We start from the raw sequence: 14,861 nt of genomic DNA, 5'->3' as shown, positions 1-14,861 counted from the left end.
CGGGGAGGGGCGACGGCGGCGACGGCCTGGACGCCTCGGGCGGCCGCCGCCCCCCGCCGACCGCGTCCCGTCGCTGTCGGCGCCCCTCCGCACTCACCGCCGGCGCGCGGGGACCTCGGGCTCGCCGAGCGAGAGCATCAGGCGGTTCGCCCAGTTGAAGAAGGCGGCACCGTGGATGACGTCGGAGATCTCCTCGTCACCGAGTCCCTGGGCGCGGAGCGAGGCGATGTCGTCCGTGCCGAACGCCGAAGGCACCCGCGTCAGAGCGACGGACGCGTCGACGACGGCACGCCAGCGCGGCTCAAGCGGCGCCTCGACGCCCTCGTCGAGCAGCCGTTGCACCTCCTCGCTGCGACCGGACTGCTCGGAGGCGAAGCGCGAGTGCACCGAGGCGCAGAACACGCAGCCGTTCAGGCGCGATGTCGCGGCCGCCGCGAGCTCCCGCTCCGCCCTCGGCGCACCGCCGTCGGTGTTGTAGAAGATGTCGTTGTCCGTGAGGGTGCGAGCTCTGAGGATCTCGGGGTCCCGCGCGAGCAGCGCGAAGTACGGCATGTCGGCGCGCTGACGGTCGACGACGCCGTCCCAGTGGCGATCGGTGAAGTCCGCTTTCGGCAGCGGCTGGAGCCAGGGCACCCATCCGAGGGACTCCTGGGTGAACCGCTCGGGGGCGACGACGTCGTCCCGCTCGATGGTGGTCTCGCTCATCGCTGCTCCTTCTCGATGTCCCGCTGAAGCGCACGGAGCCCGATGACGACCCGTGCCTGGAAGTTGACGAAGGCGACCAGCTGCGACAGCGTCACCACGTCGGTGGTGCTCCACCCGGCGTCCAGCAGGCTGTGCAGGGCCGCGGCGCTGGCCTCGCGCGGACGAAACACGAGCAGGTGGGCGTGAGCCAGGATCCGCGCCAGACGGACACCGAGGACCGACTCCAGCTCCGGGCCCGGCTGCCAGCGCAGTCCCCCCGTCGACTCCGCGGCGAGGCCGGACTCCCGGTACGCGCCGTAGGGGCCGACGACGGCGGACTCGGCGACGGCCGCGTCGAGCGCGGCGAGCAGGTCCGCGGCGCCGTGGTCCACGGCCGCGGCCCGGTAGAACTCCGCCAGATCGCTCTCCCTCAGCAGGGCGGAGGTGAACGCGGCGACGACGGCGCGGTCCGCGAGGGACACCCCGCCGATCGCGACCGGTTCGAAGAGCGCCTCATAGCTGCGCTGGGCGTTCTCCCTCGCCTGGGGCCGGACGGAGCGGACGGCGTCGAGCCTGTCCCCCGGCGCGATGGCGAGGATCTCGTCGATCACGTCGATGTCACTCATGGCTGTTCCTTTCTCTGCGTCGTCGTTCCCCAGCCCAGCCGCGGGGCCACGACGGTGGCCAGCAGCTCGGTCGAGCGCAGGATGAGCTCGTGCGGGGGGTCGATCGAGTGGACCTGGAAGGACACCTGCGTCGCCCGGGCCAGCGCGGTGTCCGCGGCGAGGGACTCGGTGACCTCGTCGACGCCGCCGACGTGGACGTCGAGGCGGGCGAGCAGCTCGTCGTCGTCCAGCTCGGTCCCGTCGGTGCCGATGGTCGCGGCGACGATCGGCTGCGAGCGGTACGCGGCCACCGCCAGACGCCTGGCGCCTGCGGGGTCGTCGCTGATGAACAGCGTCCTCGCCACGCTGATCCGCGGCGTCGCCCCCGTCGGAAGCGCGTCGAGGTAGGCGTCGATGAGCGGGTTCTGCACGCCCCAGAGCGGTGCCTCCCGCGCGCCGTCCGGCCGCGGCTGCGTCCGTGAGAGCTGCAGACCACGGCTCTGCTGCCCGGCGCGCACGGCGAGCGGCGCGCTGAACGTCGCGAACCAGATCCGCCGGGCGAGCGAGCCGGCTGCGGGGTAGAGCCGGTTGCCGTCGCCGAGGTCGTCCCCGCCGAGGGCGGCGTCGAGGACGGCGAGCTTGCGGTCGAACAGCTCGCGCCGCTCGGCGAAGCTCGCGCCGAACGCCCCGAAGGAGCTCGGCGTCCCCCCGGTGCCGAGGCCGAGCTCAAGGCGGCCCCCGCTGATCAGGTCGGCGACGGCGGCGTCCTCGGCGACGCGCACCGGGTCCTCCATGCCGAGGGTGATGATTCCGGTCCCGAGCCGGATGCGCGAGGTCGCGGCCGCGACGGCGGCGAGGAACACCAGCGGGGAGGGCAGTCCGCCCTCCCGCTCGTGGAAGTGGTGCTGGGCGACCCAGGCGCTGTCGAAGCCGAGGCCCTCGGCGTGCCGGATCTGCTCGGTGGCGAGGCGGTAGCGCTCCGCCGCGGGGACGTCGTCGAGCAGTCGGGTGAAGAAGGCGAGCTGTGGTCGGGTCACGGGGTGGTCCTTTCCGCCGGGGCGGTCGGTGTCGCCCGGCCGTGCGGACGGCGGCCGGGGATGGCGTCGAGCAGGGAGCGGGTGTACGCGTCGGCGGGCGAGTCGAACACGTCCGACACGGGCCCCTGCTCGACGATCCGTCCCCGCCGCATGACGCTGACCTCGTGGGAGATCCGCCTGACCACGGCGAGGTCGTGAGAGATGAACAGGTAGCTGACGCCGCGCTCATCCTGCAACCGCTGCAGCAGCTCGAGGAGCTGCGCCTGCACCGTCACGTCGAGCGCGGAGACGGCCTCGTCGAGGACGACAAGCTCCGGGTCGAGAACCAGGGCCCGCGCGATCGCCACCCGCTGGCGCTGGCCGCCGGACAGCTCGCTCGGACGCCGGCCGAGGACGCTCGACGGCAGTGCCACTTGCTCGACGAGCTCCGCTGCTCGCGCCCGCCGGGCCGGGGCGGCACCCAGCCGGAAGTTGCGCAGCGGCTCCGCGACGATCTGCTCGACCGTCTGCCGCGGGTCGAGGGAGGCGAAGGGGTTCTGGTAGACCATCTGCACCCGGCGACGCTGCACGCGCATCTCCTCGCGGCCGAGGCCGGTGATGTCGGTGCCGGACAGGCGGACGGTGCCGGCGTCGGGCGCGGTGAAGCCGAGCACGATGCGCGCCGTTGTGGTCTTGCCCGATCCGGACTCACCGACGATCGCGTGCGTGGTGCCGGGCGCGATGCGGAGGGAGACGTCATCGACCGCGCGGAACACCTCGCCGCGACCGACGGGGAACTCCTTCACCAGCCCGGCGATCTCCAGAACGGGAGGGGCCGTGCGGGCCGCGTCGGGGACTGTCCTGACCGTGACGTCGCCGAGCGAGGGGGCGTCGGCGAGGAGCCGCCGGGTGTAGTCGTCCGACGGGGCGGCGAGCAGGGCGTCGGTCGCGCCGGCCTCGCGCACCCGGCCGTCCTTGAGGACGAGCAGCCGGTCCGCCCTGTCCGCGGCGACGGCGAGGTCGTGCGTGATCATCAGAACACTCGTCCCGTTCTCGCGGCGCAGGTCGTCGATGAGGTCGAGGATCGTGCGCTGCACGGTCACGTCGAGCGCGCTCGTGGCCTCGTCGGCGATGAGCAGCTCCGGCTCGAGCGCGATCGCCGCGGCGATGAGGACGCGTTGCCTCATGCCGCCGGAGAGCTCGTGCGGGAACTGACGCGCACGCCGCGCCGGCTCCGGGATGCCGACACGCTCCAGCAGGTCGATCACACGCCGCGACCGCGCCGCCGCATCCTTCCAGCGGTGGATGAGCAGCGCCTCGGCGACCGTGTCTCCGATCCGCTTCACCGGGTTCAGCGAGGTCACCGGGTCCTGGGGGATCCACCCGATCCGGGCACCCCTGACCGCGCGCATGCGACGGTCGGACCAGCCGGTGATGTCGGTGTCGCCGAGGTGCACCGTGCCGCCGGTGACGCGGCCGTTGGCGGCGAGCAGACCGGTGACCGCCTGCGCCGTCGTGGTCTTGCCCGAGCCGGACTCGCCCACGACGGCGAGGACCTCCCCCCTGCCGAGCTCGAGGTCCACGCCGCGGAGCACCTCCAGGCTGTTCCGTCCGACCGTGTAGGCGACGGAGAGGTCGCGCACCGTGAGGACGCTGTCGTACGCGGTCATCGTCTGTCCCTGTCGTTGAGTGCCGAGCTGATCCGGTTGGCGCTGATGACGACGGCGACGACCACGAGGCCGGGCAGCGTGGTCAGCCACCACGAGGTGGCTACGTAGTTCCGTCCCTCCGCGATCATCAGGCCCCACTCCGGCGTCGGCGGCGGCGCTCCGTAGCCGAGGAAGCCGAGCGTGGAGATCAGCAGGATCGCCGTCCCGAACTGCAGCGCGGCCAGGGCGACGACGGCGGTCAGCGAGTTGGGCAGCACGTGCCGGACGAGCACCGCGACGCGACGTCCTCCGCTGGCGTAGGCCGCCTCGACGTAGTCGCTGCGCCGCACCCTGACGACCTCCGAGCGCGCGAGCCGGGCGAACGCCGCGATGCTCGTGATCCCGACCGCGACCGCCGCCTGCGCCGTGCCGAACCCGAGGATGATGATGATCGAGAGCATCAGCAGCAGCTGCGGGATCGCCAGCAGGACGTCGACCAGGCGCATGATCGCCTCGGAGACGACGCCGTCGACGGCCCCGGCGACGACGCCGAGCACCGTGCCGACGACGAGCCCGACGCTCACGGCGATCAGCGCACCGGACAGCGAGTGGATCGCACCGTGCACGACGCGGGAGTACATGTCGCGGCCGGTCGCATCGGTGCCGAACCAGTGGGCCGCGCCGGGTGCCTGCAAGGCATCGGCCGCGTTGCCCGCGACCGGGTCCGCCGGGGCGAACACCCCGGGCGCGATCGCCCAGGCGACCGCGACGGCGATGACGATCCAGGACAGCAGCACGGTCGGCCGGACACGGCGTCGGCGCTCCGCACGTGTCCTCGCCCGCGGCGCGAAGCGCGCACCCCCGGAGGGGGACGCCTCCGTCCCGCCGGCGACGATGCTCTGCTCGGTCGGCGCGCTCATGCGCTCACCGCCTTCCGGCCCCGCACGGTGGAGCGCAGTCGGGGGTCGAGGACCGGGTACAGCAGGTCGACGACCAGGTTGATGACCACGAACACGAGCGCCGACAGCAGCACGACGGCCTGCAGCACGGGCGTGTCCTGCTGGCTGACCGCCTGCTCGGTGATGCGGCCGATGCCCGCTCGACCGAACACCGTCTCGGTCACCACCGCGCCGCCGATCAGCTCGCCGAAGAGCAGCCCGGCCATGGTGAGGGTGGGCAGCAGGGCGTTGCGCAGCACATTGCGGCCCAGGACCCACCCCGCGCCGGCGCCCCTCGCCCTGACGACGGCGACAAAGGGCTGCGCACCGATCTCGTCGAAGCTGCGGAGCAGGATCTGCGCGAGCGGTGCCGAGATCGGCACGGCGAGGGTCAGGACGGGAAGGATCAGGCCCTCGATCGGGCCGGGGTTGATCACCGAGACCAGGCCAAGCTGGAACGAGAACAGCTGCACGAGCATGATCCCCAACCAGAACACCGGCACCGAGACGAACAGCGACGGCAGGGCTCGCAGCGCTGTGCCCAGCCAGGCGAAGCGGCTGAGCGTGGCCGTGACCGCGAGCGCGACCGCCACCACGACGGCGAGGACGAAACCGCTCAGCGCGAGCACGAGGGTGTTCGGCAGCGCGTCGGCGATCAGCCGTGACACCGGAGTGCCGCTGACGACGGAGTACCCGAAGTCACCGCCGAGGAAGCCGAGCAGCGTGTGGCCGTACTGCGCGACGAGCGGCACGTCCGCCCCGTAGCTCTCCCTGATGCGGGCGATCTGCTCCGGCGAGAGCCCCAGCTCGGGGTTCTGGAACTTGATCATGATCGCGTCGCCCGGCATCGCCTGCAGCAGCACGAAGGCCGCCGTGAAGGCGATGAGCAGCACGAGCGCGGCCTGGGCGACGCGGCCGAGGACGTATCTCACGGTGTGGTGCCTCTCTGCGAGGCCCCCGCGTGGCGGCACGATGGCCGCCACGCGGAGGACGCTAGCGCTGGACCCAGGTCTGGGCGAAGCTCGGACGGGCGACGGACTCGAAGCCGAGACCGTGGACGGCGTCGCTCGCGCCGTACACCTGGGGCTCCTCGAACAGCGGGATCACGTACGCCTGCTCGATGAGGTAGCGCTGCACGGCCTGCGACGCCTCGACGCGCTTGTCGGGGTCGGCCTCGGTGGACACGGCCTCCAGCAGCTCCTCGAGCTTGGCGTCGCCGATGCTGTCGTCGGAGGAGTCCCAGTTCAGCAGCGTGTTGCGGTTGCTGGAGTAGTACTGGCTCTTGATGACGTCGAGGTCCGCGCGGCCGACCATCGAGTGGTAGAGCTGGACCTGGTCCGCGTCGAGGATCGCCTCGGCGTAGCTGCCGGCGTCCGCCTTGAGGATCTGCAGGTCGACGCCGACCTTCGCCAGCTGCTGGCTGATGAGGGTCAGTGCCTCGAAGGAGCGCGGCTGCGGTGCCGCCTCGTTCACCACGAGGGTGAGGCGCTCGCCGTCCTTCTCCCTGATGCCGTCGGACCCGACCGTCCAGCCCGCCTCGTCGAGCAGCTCCTCGGCCCGCTCGGGATCGAAGCCGAGGGCGTCGGACTCGTCGAGGTAGCCCAGCGCGGTGGAGCTGAGCACCGAGGTCGCCAGCGGGTAGTTGTCCGTGTAGATCGTGTCGACGACCTCCTGGCGGTCGATCCCGGCCAGCAGCGCCTGACGGACGCGGATGTCCTCGAGCAGCGGGTTGCGGAAGCGCAGGCTCAGCGAGTTGTTGACACCGTTCGTCTGCGGTGCGTAGATGCTGAAGCCGTCGACCGCGAGCTGCGGCTCGTCCTGGGCCTCGACGTAGCGGATGACGTCCGCCTGACCCGCCAGAAGCGCGCCCACCCTGACGCTGTCCTCCGGCGTGACCGTGATCTGCACCGCGTCCACGTAGGGGCGCCCCTGGTTGTCCCAGCTCTCGGGAGCCCAGGCGTAGTCCTCACGCGCGTCGAGCGTGAGCGAGGCGCCGATCTCCTCGTCGCCGACGGTGAAGGGGCCGGTGCCGACGACGGCGTCCGAGTTGCCGGGGCCGTAGCCCTCGAGGTCGAGCTCCAGGGTCGACTCGGCCACGATGCCCGAGTTGATGGTCGACGTGGCCTGGAGGAAGCCCGGCGACGGCGCGGAGAAGCGGAACACGACGGTCGAGTCGTCGACGACCTCGCTCGAGTCGTAGTTGTTGATGGCCTCCGACACCGTCAGCGCCCTGTCCTGGTCGCCGAGGCCGTAGAGGTCGAAGTTGTCGGCGACGACCTGGGCGTCCAGCGGCGTCCCGTCGGAGAAGGTGACGTCGTCGCGGAGGTGGAAGGTGTACTCGGTCGCGTCGTCGTTGCTCTCCCAGCTCTCGGCGAGCCACGGCTCGAACTCGAGGGTCTCGGGGTTCTGGTAGACGAGGCGGTCGGTGATGTTGTTGAGGATGCCGCCGTTGGGGTAGAAGCCGCCGGCCGGCGGATACAGGCTCGTGTGCGCCTGGTGCTCCAGGTACTGCAGCGTTCCTCCGACGACGGGCTCCCCCGCGGCCGCACCCTCCCCGCTCGGCTCGGCACTCGAGCACCCCATGAGGACCAGGGATGCCGCGATGACGGCGGCGGTTGCTCCGAGTGGTCGAGTGATCCGGCTCATGGTCTCTCCAGTGGTGGTGCGTCCGTGGGTGGACGGCGGCGGGGCCCGCGCGGCGATCGGCGGGGACTCCCCCAGGAATACCGGCGTGCGCGCCGGGGTGTCGAACCGGGGCTCAACCTGGCGTCACAAACGGCCGCCCTGTCCCGGCACTGTCCCGGCCCCGGCCACAATGGAGACGTCCGACGCGGTCGTCCCGACCGGTCGGGGCGACCCCGAGACCATCCGGATGGAGAACCATGACCGCCGCCTCCGCAGCACGCCCCCTCGCCCTCGTCACGGGTGCCACGAGCGGGATCGGCGCCGCCATCGCCGAGGAACTGGCGTCCACACACGATCTCGTCGTCGTCGGCCGGAACGAGCCGGCGCTCGCCGCCTGGGCGTCGAGGGACGGCGTCACGGCGCTCCGCCTGGACCTGAGCGATCCGGAGGGCTTCGCCGTCGCGATCGCGCCGCTCGGGATCGAGCGTCTCGACGTCCTCGTCCACGCCGCGGCGATCGCGACCGGCCGGGCCGTCGGCTCCGCGAGCGTGCAGGACTGGCGCGAACACCTCGTCGTCGACCTCATCGCCCCGGCGGAGCTGACCCGGCTGCTGCTGCCGGCGGTCACCGCCGCGCAGGGCGACATCGTCTTCATCGGCTCGGGGGCGGGAACGCGGCCGGTCCCCGGCAGCGCCGTCTACGCGGCGGCGAAGCACGGCCTGCGCGGGCTCGCCGACTCCCTGCGCATCGAGGTCGAGCCCGACCGTGTCCGCGTGGTCACCGTCGCCCCCGGCCAGACCGACACCCCCCTGCTGCGTTCCGGGGTGGAGGCGTCGGGTGGAACGCCCGAGCCCGAGCGCTACATCCGGCCTGAGTCGGTCGCGCGCGCCGTCCGGTTCGTCGTCGACCAGGGCCCCGACACGCAGATCACCGACGTCGCCGTGCGGCCGAGGCAGGAGCTCGTCCGGCTCTGAGCGGTCGAGGAGCGGACGGGTGTCAGCGGCCGGTCGGCGGGACGTAGGCCTTGCGCATCTCCGCGGAGGTAGGGATGCGGTCGCGGCTGTAGGTGATCTCCGTGAAGCCGTGCGGCGTCGGGCGCCCGTCGTCGCCGATGTTGACGAACACGATCTTCTCGATCGTGAGGATGGACCGCCGCGTGATCATGTTGCGCACCTCGGCGCGCATCGTCAGGGAGGTGCGGCCGAACGCCGTCGCCCGCAGACCCATCTCGATGAGGTCGCCCTGCTGCGCCGAGCTGACGAAGTTGATCTCCGAGATGTACTTGGTGACCGCCCGCGAGTTCCCCATCTGCAGGATCGCGTAGATCGCCGCCTCCTCGTCGATCCAGCGGAGCAGGCTGCCGCCGAAGAGGGTGCCGTTGGCGTTGAGGTCCTCCGGGCGCACCCAGCGACGCGAACGGAACACCATTCCGTCGTCGCCCCTGCCGGGGTCGTTGTCGCTCGGGATATCGATCTGCTCGTTCACGGGGTGTGTGTCCTCTCCGGCCGACAGGGATGGCGTCGGCTGAGGACAAGTCAAGCAAACATCGCGCGGATTGTCCCGCCGGTCTATCGCCGCGGGAGACGCGGTGGGATGATCCAGTCACGACCCGCGACGACGCGGCCGGGAAGGAGCAGGGCCATGACCGACATCACCCCGAGCATCTGGTTCACCCGAACGGCCGCGGAGGCCGCTGCGTTCTACACCTCGGTCTTCCCCGACTCCGCGGTGACGGCGACCACGTTCTACCCCTCCGAGGGTCTGCCCGATTTCCAGCGCTCGTTCGCCGGTCAGGTGCTCACGGTGGACATGGAGCTGGCCGGGCTGCCGTTCACCGCCATCAACGCGGGCGACGAGTTCGCCCCGACCCCCGCCATCAGCTTCATCGTCAACTGGGATCCCTCGGTCCACGACGATGCGGAGGCGGGCCTCGACCGGATGTGGCAGGCGCTCCTCGACGGCGGCTCCGCGCTCATGCCACTCAGAGAATATCCGTTCAGCCGGCGGTACGGCTGGGTCCAGGACCGGTACGGGGTCAGCTGGCAGCTGATGCTGACCGACCCTGCCGGCGAGCCCCGGCCGATGATCGTCCCCTCGCTCATGTTCGGCAACGACCGGACGGGCAGCGCAGAGGATGCGCTCACCCACTATCTCGGCCTGTTCCCCGACTCGCGCCAGGGAACGCTCGTGCGCTACCCGGAGCGAAGCGGCCGGGCGGCCGCGGGGTCGGTGATGTTCGCCGACGCCCTGCTCGCGGGCCGGTGGTTCGCTGCGATGGACGCGGGGACGCCGCAGCCGTTCGACTTCACCCCCGGTGTCTCCCTCGTCGTCCACTGCAGCGACCAGGACGAGATCGACCGCTACTGGAACGCGCTGTCCCACGTTCCCGAGGACGAGGCCTGCGGCTGGTGCACCGACCGCTTCGGCGTGAGCTGGCAGATCGTCCCCGCGGACATGGCCGAGCTGATGACGCGTCCGGACGCCCACAACACGCTGCTGTCGATGACCAGGATCATCATCGACCGCTTCTGAGCCGCCCCGCCCGCTGGTAGGCTCGTGTCGTGATCATCTGAGTGCCGCCATGCCCTGCGTCCGAGGCCCCGCCCGGCAGGCACAGCTGCGAGCCAGGATCATCCATGTCACCACACCCACTTCCGCCGTCCCGTCCGGGCGCCCAGCTTGTCGTCGACGGGGTCGGTTGCTCCTCCGCCGACCGCCGTGTGCTCACGGACGTGAGTCTCGTCCTGTCCCCCGTCGACCGTGTCGGCCTGATCGGCGAGAACGGCTCCGGCAAGTCCACACTGCTGTCGATCATCGCCGGGCTCCGTCCCCCCGACACGGGACGGGTCACCGCCACCGCGCCGGGAACACCGCGAGCGAGCATCGGGCTCCTGCGCCAGGAGCCGCCCTTCTCCGCGGAGGAGACCGTCGGCGATGCCGTTGAGCGCGCGGTCGAACCGGGCAGGGCGGCGGCCGACCGCGTCGCCCTCCTGGCTGCGGAGCTGGCCGAGCGGCCGGAGGACCCTCGCACCCTCGAGCGCTACTCGGACGCGCTGGCGACGGCGGAGCGTCTGGACGTGTGGGGAATCGACGCCAGGCGAGATCGGACGCTGGCGGGGCTCGGGCTCGCTGCGCTCGAGCGCAGCAGGGCCACGGCGGAGCTCTCGGGCGGGCAGCGGGCACGGCTGTCCCTGGCCTGGCTGCTGCTGAGCGGGCCGGACGTGCTGCTGCTCGACGAGCCGACGAACCACCTCGACGAGGACGCGACCGCCCACCTGGTCGGCGTGCTGCAGTCCTGGCCCGGCCCGGTGCTCATGGCCAGTCACGACCGGGCATTCCTGGAGCAGGCGGCGACCTCCCTGATCGACCTGGACCCCTCCCCCGCCCCCCACGCCGACAGCGAGGGTCTGATCGGCGACGGCGACGGGACGGGGATCGGCGTGACCCGCTTCACCGGCGGCTTCGGCGAGTACCTGGACGCGCGGCACGCGGCACGTCGGCGGTGGGAGCGCCGCTACGAGGAAGAGCAGGACGAGCTCACCCGGCTCCGTGCGGCCGTCGGTGCGAGCAGCCAGGTCGGGCACAGCGACTGGCGGCCGAGGACGGAGACCAGGGCGGCCGCGAAGTTCTACGCCGACCGCAACGCCAGGGTCGTCTCGCGGCGGCTGACGGAGGCGCGCTCCCGGCTCGACGCGCTCGAACGCAGCCGGCTGGGCCGACCGCCCGAGCCACTCCGGTTCCGTGGCCTGACCGCCGCGGGGACCCCGCGGGACGGGCACGACGAGGGTCCCCTCATCGCGGTCACGAACATCACCGTCCCGGAACGGCTCAGCCCGACCAGCCTGGCGCTGCGGCGAGAGGACCGGCTCCTCATCACGGGAGCGAACGGGTCGGGGAAGTCAACCCTCATCGGTGTGCTCGCCGCACGGATCACCCCCGACGGCGGCACCCGGCTCGCTGGCCCCCGTGCACGGATCGCCGAGCTCACCCAGGACACCGCCCTGCCGGACCCTCGACGCCGGGGCCCCGGCCGGACGGTGCGCGAGTGCTATGCCGACCTCGTCGACGTCCACCGTGCCGAGCGGACCCCGATCGAGACATTCGGGCTGATCGCGCACCGCGACCTCAATCGCGCCCTCAGCGCTCTCAGCGTCGGGCAGCGTCGCCGGGTCGCGCTGGCCGTGCTGCTTGCGGACCCGCCGGACGTGCTGCTGCTGGATGAGCCGACCAACCACCTGTCGCTCGCTCTCGTCACCGAGCTGGAGGCGGCGATCGGCGACTACCCGGGAGCGGTCGTCGTCGCCTCCCACGACCGGTGGCTGCGAGACCGGTGGACGGGGACGCGGCTCCACCTCACTGCGCCGCCGCACGGCAAGGTCGCCTGGTCTGAGGGGTGAGCGGTCGGCTCGGCTTCCCCCGACGCCGTCGGCCCGACCGCGCGGCGTGCGGTCAGGACGGCGACGCGCCCCGGGACAGCACCTGTCGCCGCCGTCAGACCGCCGGCAGCTCGAGAAAGGCCCGGGCGGCCGGCGAGGGGTTGAACCCGTCCCACGCGAGGTACTCCACGCGCGTCGGACCGCCGAGCACGGGCAGCGCCACGACGGCCTCGTCGGTCGCGCCCGCCGCGGGGACCCCTCCGGCCCCGGGCGACAGCATCCCCACCGCCAGTCCCCTGGCGATCAGGTCACGCATCAGCTCGACGCTCATCACCTCGAACGGCACCGCGCGGCTCAGCCCCGCGTCGGCGAACGCCCTGTCGGTCTGCTCGCGCCCCGGCGTGCCCTGGGGGAAGTCAACGAAGTCCTCGTCGACAAGCTCGGCGAGGCGCAGGCGTTTGCGCGCCGCCAGCCGATGGTCGGAGGGCAGCACCGCGGACAGCCGGTCCCGCGACAGCTCCCTGTGCGCGACGGGCGGCGCCCCCGCCGACGACGGCAGCCCGAGCAGGGCGACGTCCATCGTCCCCGAGGCGATCGCCGCGACGAACTCGTCGCTCCCGCCCACCCGGACGATCAGACGCACGCCCGGGTGGGCTGCGCGGAAGCGACCGAGCAGTTCGGCCAGGTCGAGCCCCGTCAGGGTCGGGATCACCCCGAGCGTCAGCGTCCCCGTCACCCGTCCGTCCGCCGCCGAGGCGTCGCGAACCGCGCGGTCGGCCGCGGCCAGACTGGCCCTGGCCTGTGCGACGAAGGCGTCGCCGGCCGGCGTCGGCTCGACCCGGCGGCTTGACCGCGCGAACAGCGTCAGGCCGAGCTCCGACTCGAGCGCCTTGACGCGGTGGCTGAGGGCGGACTGGACGACGAAACAGCGCTCGGCCGCCCGGGTGAAGCTGCGCTCCTCAGCGACGGCGACGACGTACCTCAATTGCTGCAAGTCCACCATTTCATGATGCTGCGTCATGCTTGCCATGACAACCATGTCTTGGACGCATCAGTGTTCGGCGCTCGACGATGGGGACATGACGAACACCATCGCCCCCTCGCCCTCGCCGTCGGCCCAGCGCGGGCTCGGTCGCCGGGGCTGGACCGCCCTCACCGCGCTGGCCCCCGCCGTCTGGGGGACCACCTACATCGTGACGACCGAGCTGCTCCCCGCCGGCCATCCGCTCGTCGCCGCCCTGATGCGGTCCCTGCCCGCCGGCCTCATCGCGCTCGCCCTGTCGCGGCGGCTGCCGAGCGGCTCGTGGTGGTGGCGCAGTCTCGTGCTCGGCATCCTCAACATGGGCGCGTTCTTCCCCCTGCTGTTCCTGTCCGCGCAGCACCTGCCCGGCGGCGTCGCCGCGACGCTCGGCGCCGCACAGCCCATCGCCGTGGCGGTGCTCGCCGTCATCGTGCTGCGCGAGCGCCTGTCCGCCTGGCGGGTCAGCTGGGGACTGGTGGGGCTCGTGGGCGTGGCACTCGTCGTCATCGGGCCGGGGGCGGGCTTCGACGCCGTGGGCATCCTCGCCGGGCTCGGCGGGGCGCTGTCCATGGGCGTCGGCGTCGTGCTTGCGAAGAAGTGGGGGCGCCCCGAGGGTGTCGGGCCGATGGCCGTCGCCGGCTGGCAGCTGACCGCGGCGGGGCTGGTCCTGCTCGTTCCGGCGTTGCTGATCGACGGCGTCCCCTCGGGGATCGACGGTGCCGCCGTCGCGGGATACCTGTGGCTCGGCCTCGTCGGCGGACTGCTCAGCTACACCGTCTGGTTCGCGGGGATCGGACGGCTGCCCGTCACCTCGACCGCTCTGCTCGGACTGCTGTCGCCGCTGGTCGCCGCCGCCCTCGGAGCCCTGCTGGCGGGGGAGGCGCTCTCCCCCGTCCAGCTGCTCGGCTTCGCCGCGGCCCTCGCCGCCATGCTCGCCGGTCAGCTCACGCCGCGTCGCCGCAGCACCGAGCGGTAGCGGCGCCGACACCGTCGGGTGCGGGCCCGGCGTCTACGCCTCGGGGATGTCGCGGTGGAAGCCGTCCAGGGTCACCGAAGCAGGGTCCGGGCCGCCACGCACGCCGGTGTCCAGGCCGTCGATCGCCGCCAGCTCGTCGCCGGTGAGCTCGAAGTCGAACACGTCGACGTTCGCGGCGATGCGCTCGGGCTTGACGGACTTGGGGATCGCCGATCGGCCTTCCTGCAGGTGCCAGCGCAGCATGACCTGCGCGGGGCTCTTACCGTGCGCGGTCGCGATCGCACCGATGACGGGGTCGGTGAACGTGGAACGGCTGGAGTCGCCGCGGTAGCTGGTGATACCGCCCATCGGCGACCAGGCCTGGGTGAGGATGCCGTGCTCGGCGTTCACCCGCTGCACCTCGGGCTGAGTGAAGTAGGGGTGGACCTCGACCTGGTTGACGGCGGGGACCACGCTGGTCTGCCTCAGCAGCTCGGACAGCATCTCGGGCATGAAGTTGCTGACGCCGATCGCGCGGACCTTCCCGTCGGCCAGGAGCTTCTCCAGCGCCGTGTAGGCACCGACCGTCCTCTCGAAGGCGGTCGTCAGCGGCTGATGAAGCAGGAGCAGGTCGATCTGCTCGACCCCGAGCTTGCCGGCGGACTTCTCGAAGGCGTGCAGGGCCTCCTCGTAGCCGTAGTCGGAGATCCACAGCTTCGTCTCGATGAAGACCTCGGAGCGGTCCAGACCGGACTGCGTGATGCCGTCGCCGACCTCGCGCTCGTTGAGGTATGACGCGGCGGTGTCGATCAGGCGGTAGCCGACCGTGAGCGCCTCGGTCACGGAGGAGGCGGTCGCCTCGGGCGGAGTCTGGAAGACGCCGAAGCCCAGGGCAGGCATCTCGACGCCGTTGTTCAGAGTGATGTTCATGGTCATGGCTTCACGGTAAGCGCGCGCCCCGTGGCACGGAAGGAACTGCCAGTACACCCCTG

Annotated in this window: 14 protein-coding genes; 4 read left to right on the top strand and 10 right to left on the bottom strand. The window is 72.0% G+C overall.

Annotated elements, in window-relative coordinates; translation table 11 throughout:
• Nucleotides 1-93 precede the first annotated feature (93 nt).
• The 7 genes from FM119_RS11610 to FM119_RS11580 form a co-directional block, all read right to left on the bottom strand.
• Entirely contained in the window at nt 94-705 is a 612-nt protein-coding gene (locus FM119_RS11610; RefSeq protein ID WP_087138313.1) for an alkylhydroperoxidase domain protein, read from the bottom strand.
• Nucleotides 702-1,310 (bottom strand): CMD domain protein, encoded by a 609-nt coding sequence (locus FM119_RS11605; protein ID WP_087138312.1) that lies wholly within the window; start codon nt 1,308-1,310, stop codon nt 702-704. Before FM119_RS11605 ends, FM119_RS11610 begins: the two co-directional genes overlap by 4 nt.
• Nucleotides 1,307-2,326 carry a putative FMN-dependent luciferase-like monooxygenase gene (locus FM119_RS11600; protein ID WP_087138311.1) on the bottom strand — a complete coding sequence of 340 codons (1,020 nt, stop codon included), beginning with the start codon at nt 2,324-2,326 and terminating at the stop codon, nt 1,307-1,309. The genes FM119_RS11605 and FM119_RS11600 overlap by 4 nt, the downstream gene beginning before the upstream one ends.
• Nucleotides 2,323-3,975, bottom strand: a complete 1,653-nt coding sequence (locus FM119_RS11595; RefSeq protein ID WP_087138309.1) for a dipeptide ABC transporter ATP-binding protein — start codon at nt 3,973-3,975, stop codon at nt 2,323-2,325. The genes FM119_RS11600 and FM119_RS11595 overlap by 4 nt, the downstream gene beginning before the upstream one ends.
• A complete protein-coding gene (locus tag FM119_RS11590; protein WP_087138307.1) occupies nt 3,972-4,874 on the bottom strand; it encodes an ABC transporter permease in 903 nt (300 codons plus the stop codon). Before FM119_RS11590 ends, FM119_RS11595 begins: the two co-directional genes overlap by 4 nt.
• Nucleotides 4,871-5,824: an ABC transporter permease gene (locus FM119_RS11585; protein ID WP_220700324.1), complete on the bottom strand. Its 954-nt coding sequence runs from the start codon at nt 5,822-5,824 to the stop codon at nt 4,871-4,873. Before FM119_RS11585 ends, FM119_RS11590 begins: the two co-directional genes overlap by 4 nt.
• 61 nt (nt 5,825-5,885) lie before the next feature.
• Nucleotides 5,886-7,538, bottom strand: a complete 1,653-nt coding sequence (locus tag FM119_RS11580) for a TIGR04028 family ABC transporter substrate-binding protein (protein WP_087138305.1) — start codon at nt 7,536-7,538, stop codon at nt 5,886-5,888.
• A 236-nt stretch (nt 7,539-7,774) separates the two neighbouring features.
• Between FM119_RS11580 and FM119_RS11575 the strand changes: the two genes are divergently transcribed.
• Complete coding sequence (locus FM119_RS11575; RefSeq protein ID WP_087138303.1) at nt 7,775-8,491, top strand: SDR family oxidoreductase; 717 nt, start codon at nt 7,775-7,777, stop codon at nt 8,489-8,491.
• Nucleotides 8,492-8,513: 22 nt separating this feature from the next.
• On the opposite strand, the gene FM119_RS11570 is transcribed toward FM119_RS11575, so the two are convergent.
• On the bottom strand, nt 8,514-8,945 hold the full coding sequence (locus FM119_RS11570) for an acyl-CoA thioesterase (RefSeq protein ID WP_087138356.1): 432 nt from the start codon (nt 8,943-8,945) through the stop codon (nt 8,514-8,516).
• A 213-nt stretch (nt 8,946-9,158) separates the two neighbouring features.
• Between FM119_RS11570 and FM119_RS11565 the strand changes: the two genes are divergently transcribed.
• Together FM119_RS11565 and FM119_RS11560 are read left to right on the top strand one after the other, a co-directional pair.
• Complete coding sequence (locus tag FM119_RS11565; RefSeq protein WP_087138301.1) at nt 9,159-10,049, top strand: VOC family protein; 891 nt, start codon at nt 9,159-9,161, stop codon at nt 10,047-10,049.
• A 104-nt stretch (nt 10,050-10,153) separates the two neighbouring features.
• Nucleotides 10,154-11,914, top strand: a complete 1,761-nt coding sequence (locus tag FM119_RS11560) for an ABC-F family ATP-binding cassette domain-containing protein (protein ID WP_087138298.1) — start codon at nt 10,154-10,156, stop codon at nt 11,912-11,914.
• 94 nt (nt 11,915-12,008) lie between these two features.
• Here FM119_RS11560 and FM119_RS11555 read toward each other — a convergent pair whose 3' ends face one another.
• On the bottom strand, nt 12,009-12,923 hold the full coding sequence (locus FM119_RS11555; RefSeq protein WP_245827467.1) for a LysR family transcriptional regulator: 915 nt from the start codon (nt 12,921-12,923) through the stop codon (nt 12,009-12,011).
• 49 nt (nt 12,924-12,972) lie between these two features.
• Here FM119_RS11555 and FM119_RS11550 point away from each other — a divergent pair, with 49 nt between their 5' ends.
• Nucleotides 12,973-13,890: an EamA family transporter gene (locus tag FM119_RS11550; RefSeq protein ID WP_087138295.1), complete on the top strand. Its 918-nt coding sequence runs from the start codon at nt 12,973-12,975 to the stop codon at nt 13,888-13,890.
• A gap of 33 nt (nt 13,891-13,923) precedes the next feature.
• Here FM119_RS11550 and FM119_RS11545 read toward each other — a convergent pair whose 3' ends face one another.
• Entirely contained in the window at nt 13,924-14,799 is an 876-nt protein-coding gene (locus tag FM119_RS11545; protein WP_218778779.1) for an aldo/keto reductase, read from the bottom strand.
• Nucleotides 14,800-14,861: the final 62 nt, after the last annotated feature.

The sequence above is a fragment of the Mycetocola reblochoni REB411 genome (genome assembly GCF_900163835.1).
Classification (GTDB): domain Bacteria; phylum Actinomycetota; class Actinomycetes; order Actinomycetales; family Microbacteriaceae; genus Mycetocola_B; species Mycetocola_B reblochoni.
This window is presented reverse-complemented; position numbering and strand designations above follow the sequence as displayed.

Excerpts from the sequence above, each read along its gene's own strand:
- FM119_RS11545 (WP_218778779.1), bottom strand. The coding sequence starts at position 14,799 with ATGAACATCACTCTGAACAACGGCGTCGAGATGCCTGCCCTGGGCTTC.
- FM119_RS11595 (WP_087138309.1), bottom strand. The coding sequence starts at position 3,975 with ATGACCGCGTACGACAGCGTCCTCACGGTGCGCGACCTCTCCGTCGCC.
- FM119_RS11605 (WP_087138312.1), bottom strand. The coding sequence starts at position 1,310 with ATGAGTGACATCGACGTGATCGACGAGATCCTCGCCATCGCGCCGGGG.
- FM119_RS11555 (WP_245827467.1), bottom strand. The coding sequence starts at position 12,923 with ATGGCAAGCATGACGCAGCATCATGAAATGGTGGACTTGCAGCAATTG.
- FM119_RS11550 (WP_087138295.1), top strand. The coding sequence starts at position 12,973 with ATGACGAACACCATCGCCCCCTCGCCCTCGCCGTCGGCCCAGCGCGGG.
- FM119_RS11565 (WP_087138301.1), top strand. The coding sequence starts at position 9,159 with ATGACCGACATCACCCCGAGCATCTGGTTCACCCGAACGGCCGCGGAG.
- FM119_RS11560 (WP_087138298.1), top strand. The coding sequence starts at position 10,154 with ATGTCACCACACCCACTTCCGCCGTCCCGTCCGGGCGCCCAGCTTGTC.
- FM119_RS11570 (WP_087138356.1), bottom strand. The coding sequence starts at position 8,945 with ATGGTGTTCCGTTCGCGTCGCTGGGTGCGCCCGGAGGACCTCAACGCC.
- FM119_RS11590 (WP_087138307.1), bottom strand. The coding sequence starts at position 4,874 with ATGAGCGCGCCGACCGAGCAGAGCATCGTCGCCGGCGGGACGGAGGCG.
- FM119_RS11580 (WP_087138305.1), bottom strand. The coding sequence starts at position 7,538 with ATGAGCCGGATCACTCGACCACTCGGAGCAACCGCCGCCGTCATCGCG.
- FM119_RS11575 (WP_087138303.1), top strand. The coding sequence starts at position 7,775 with ATGACCGCCGCCTCCGCAGCACGCCCCCTCGCCCTCGTCACGGGTGCC.
- FM119_RS11610 (WP_087138313.1), bottom strand. The coding sequence starts at position 705 with ATGAGCGAGACCACCATCGAGCGGGACGACGTCGTCGCCCCCGAGCGG.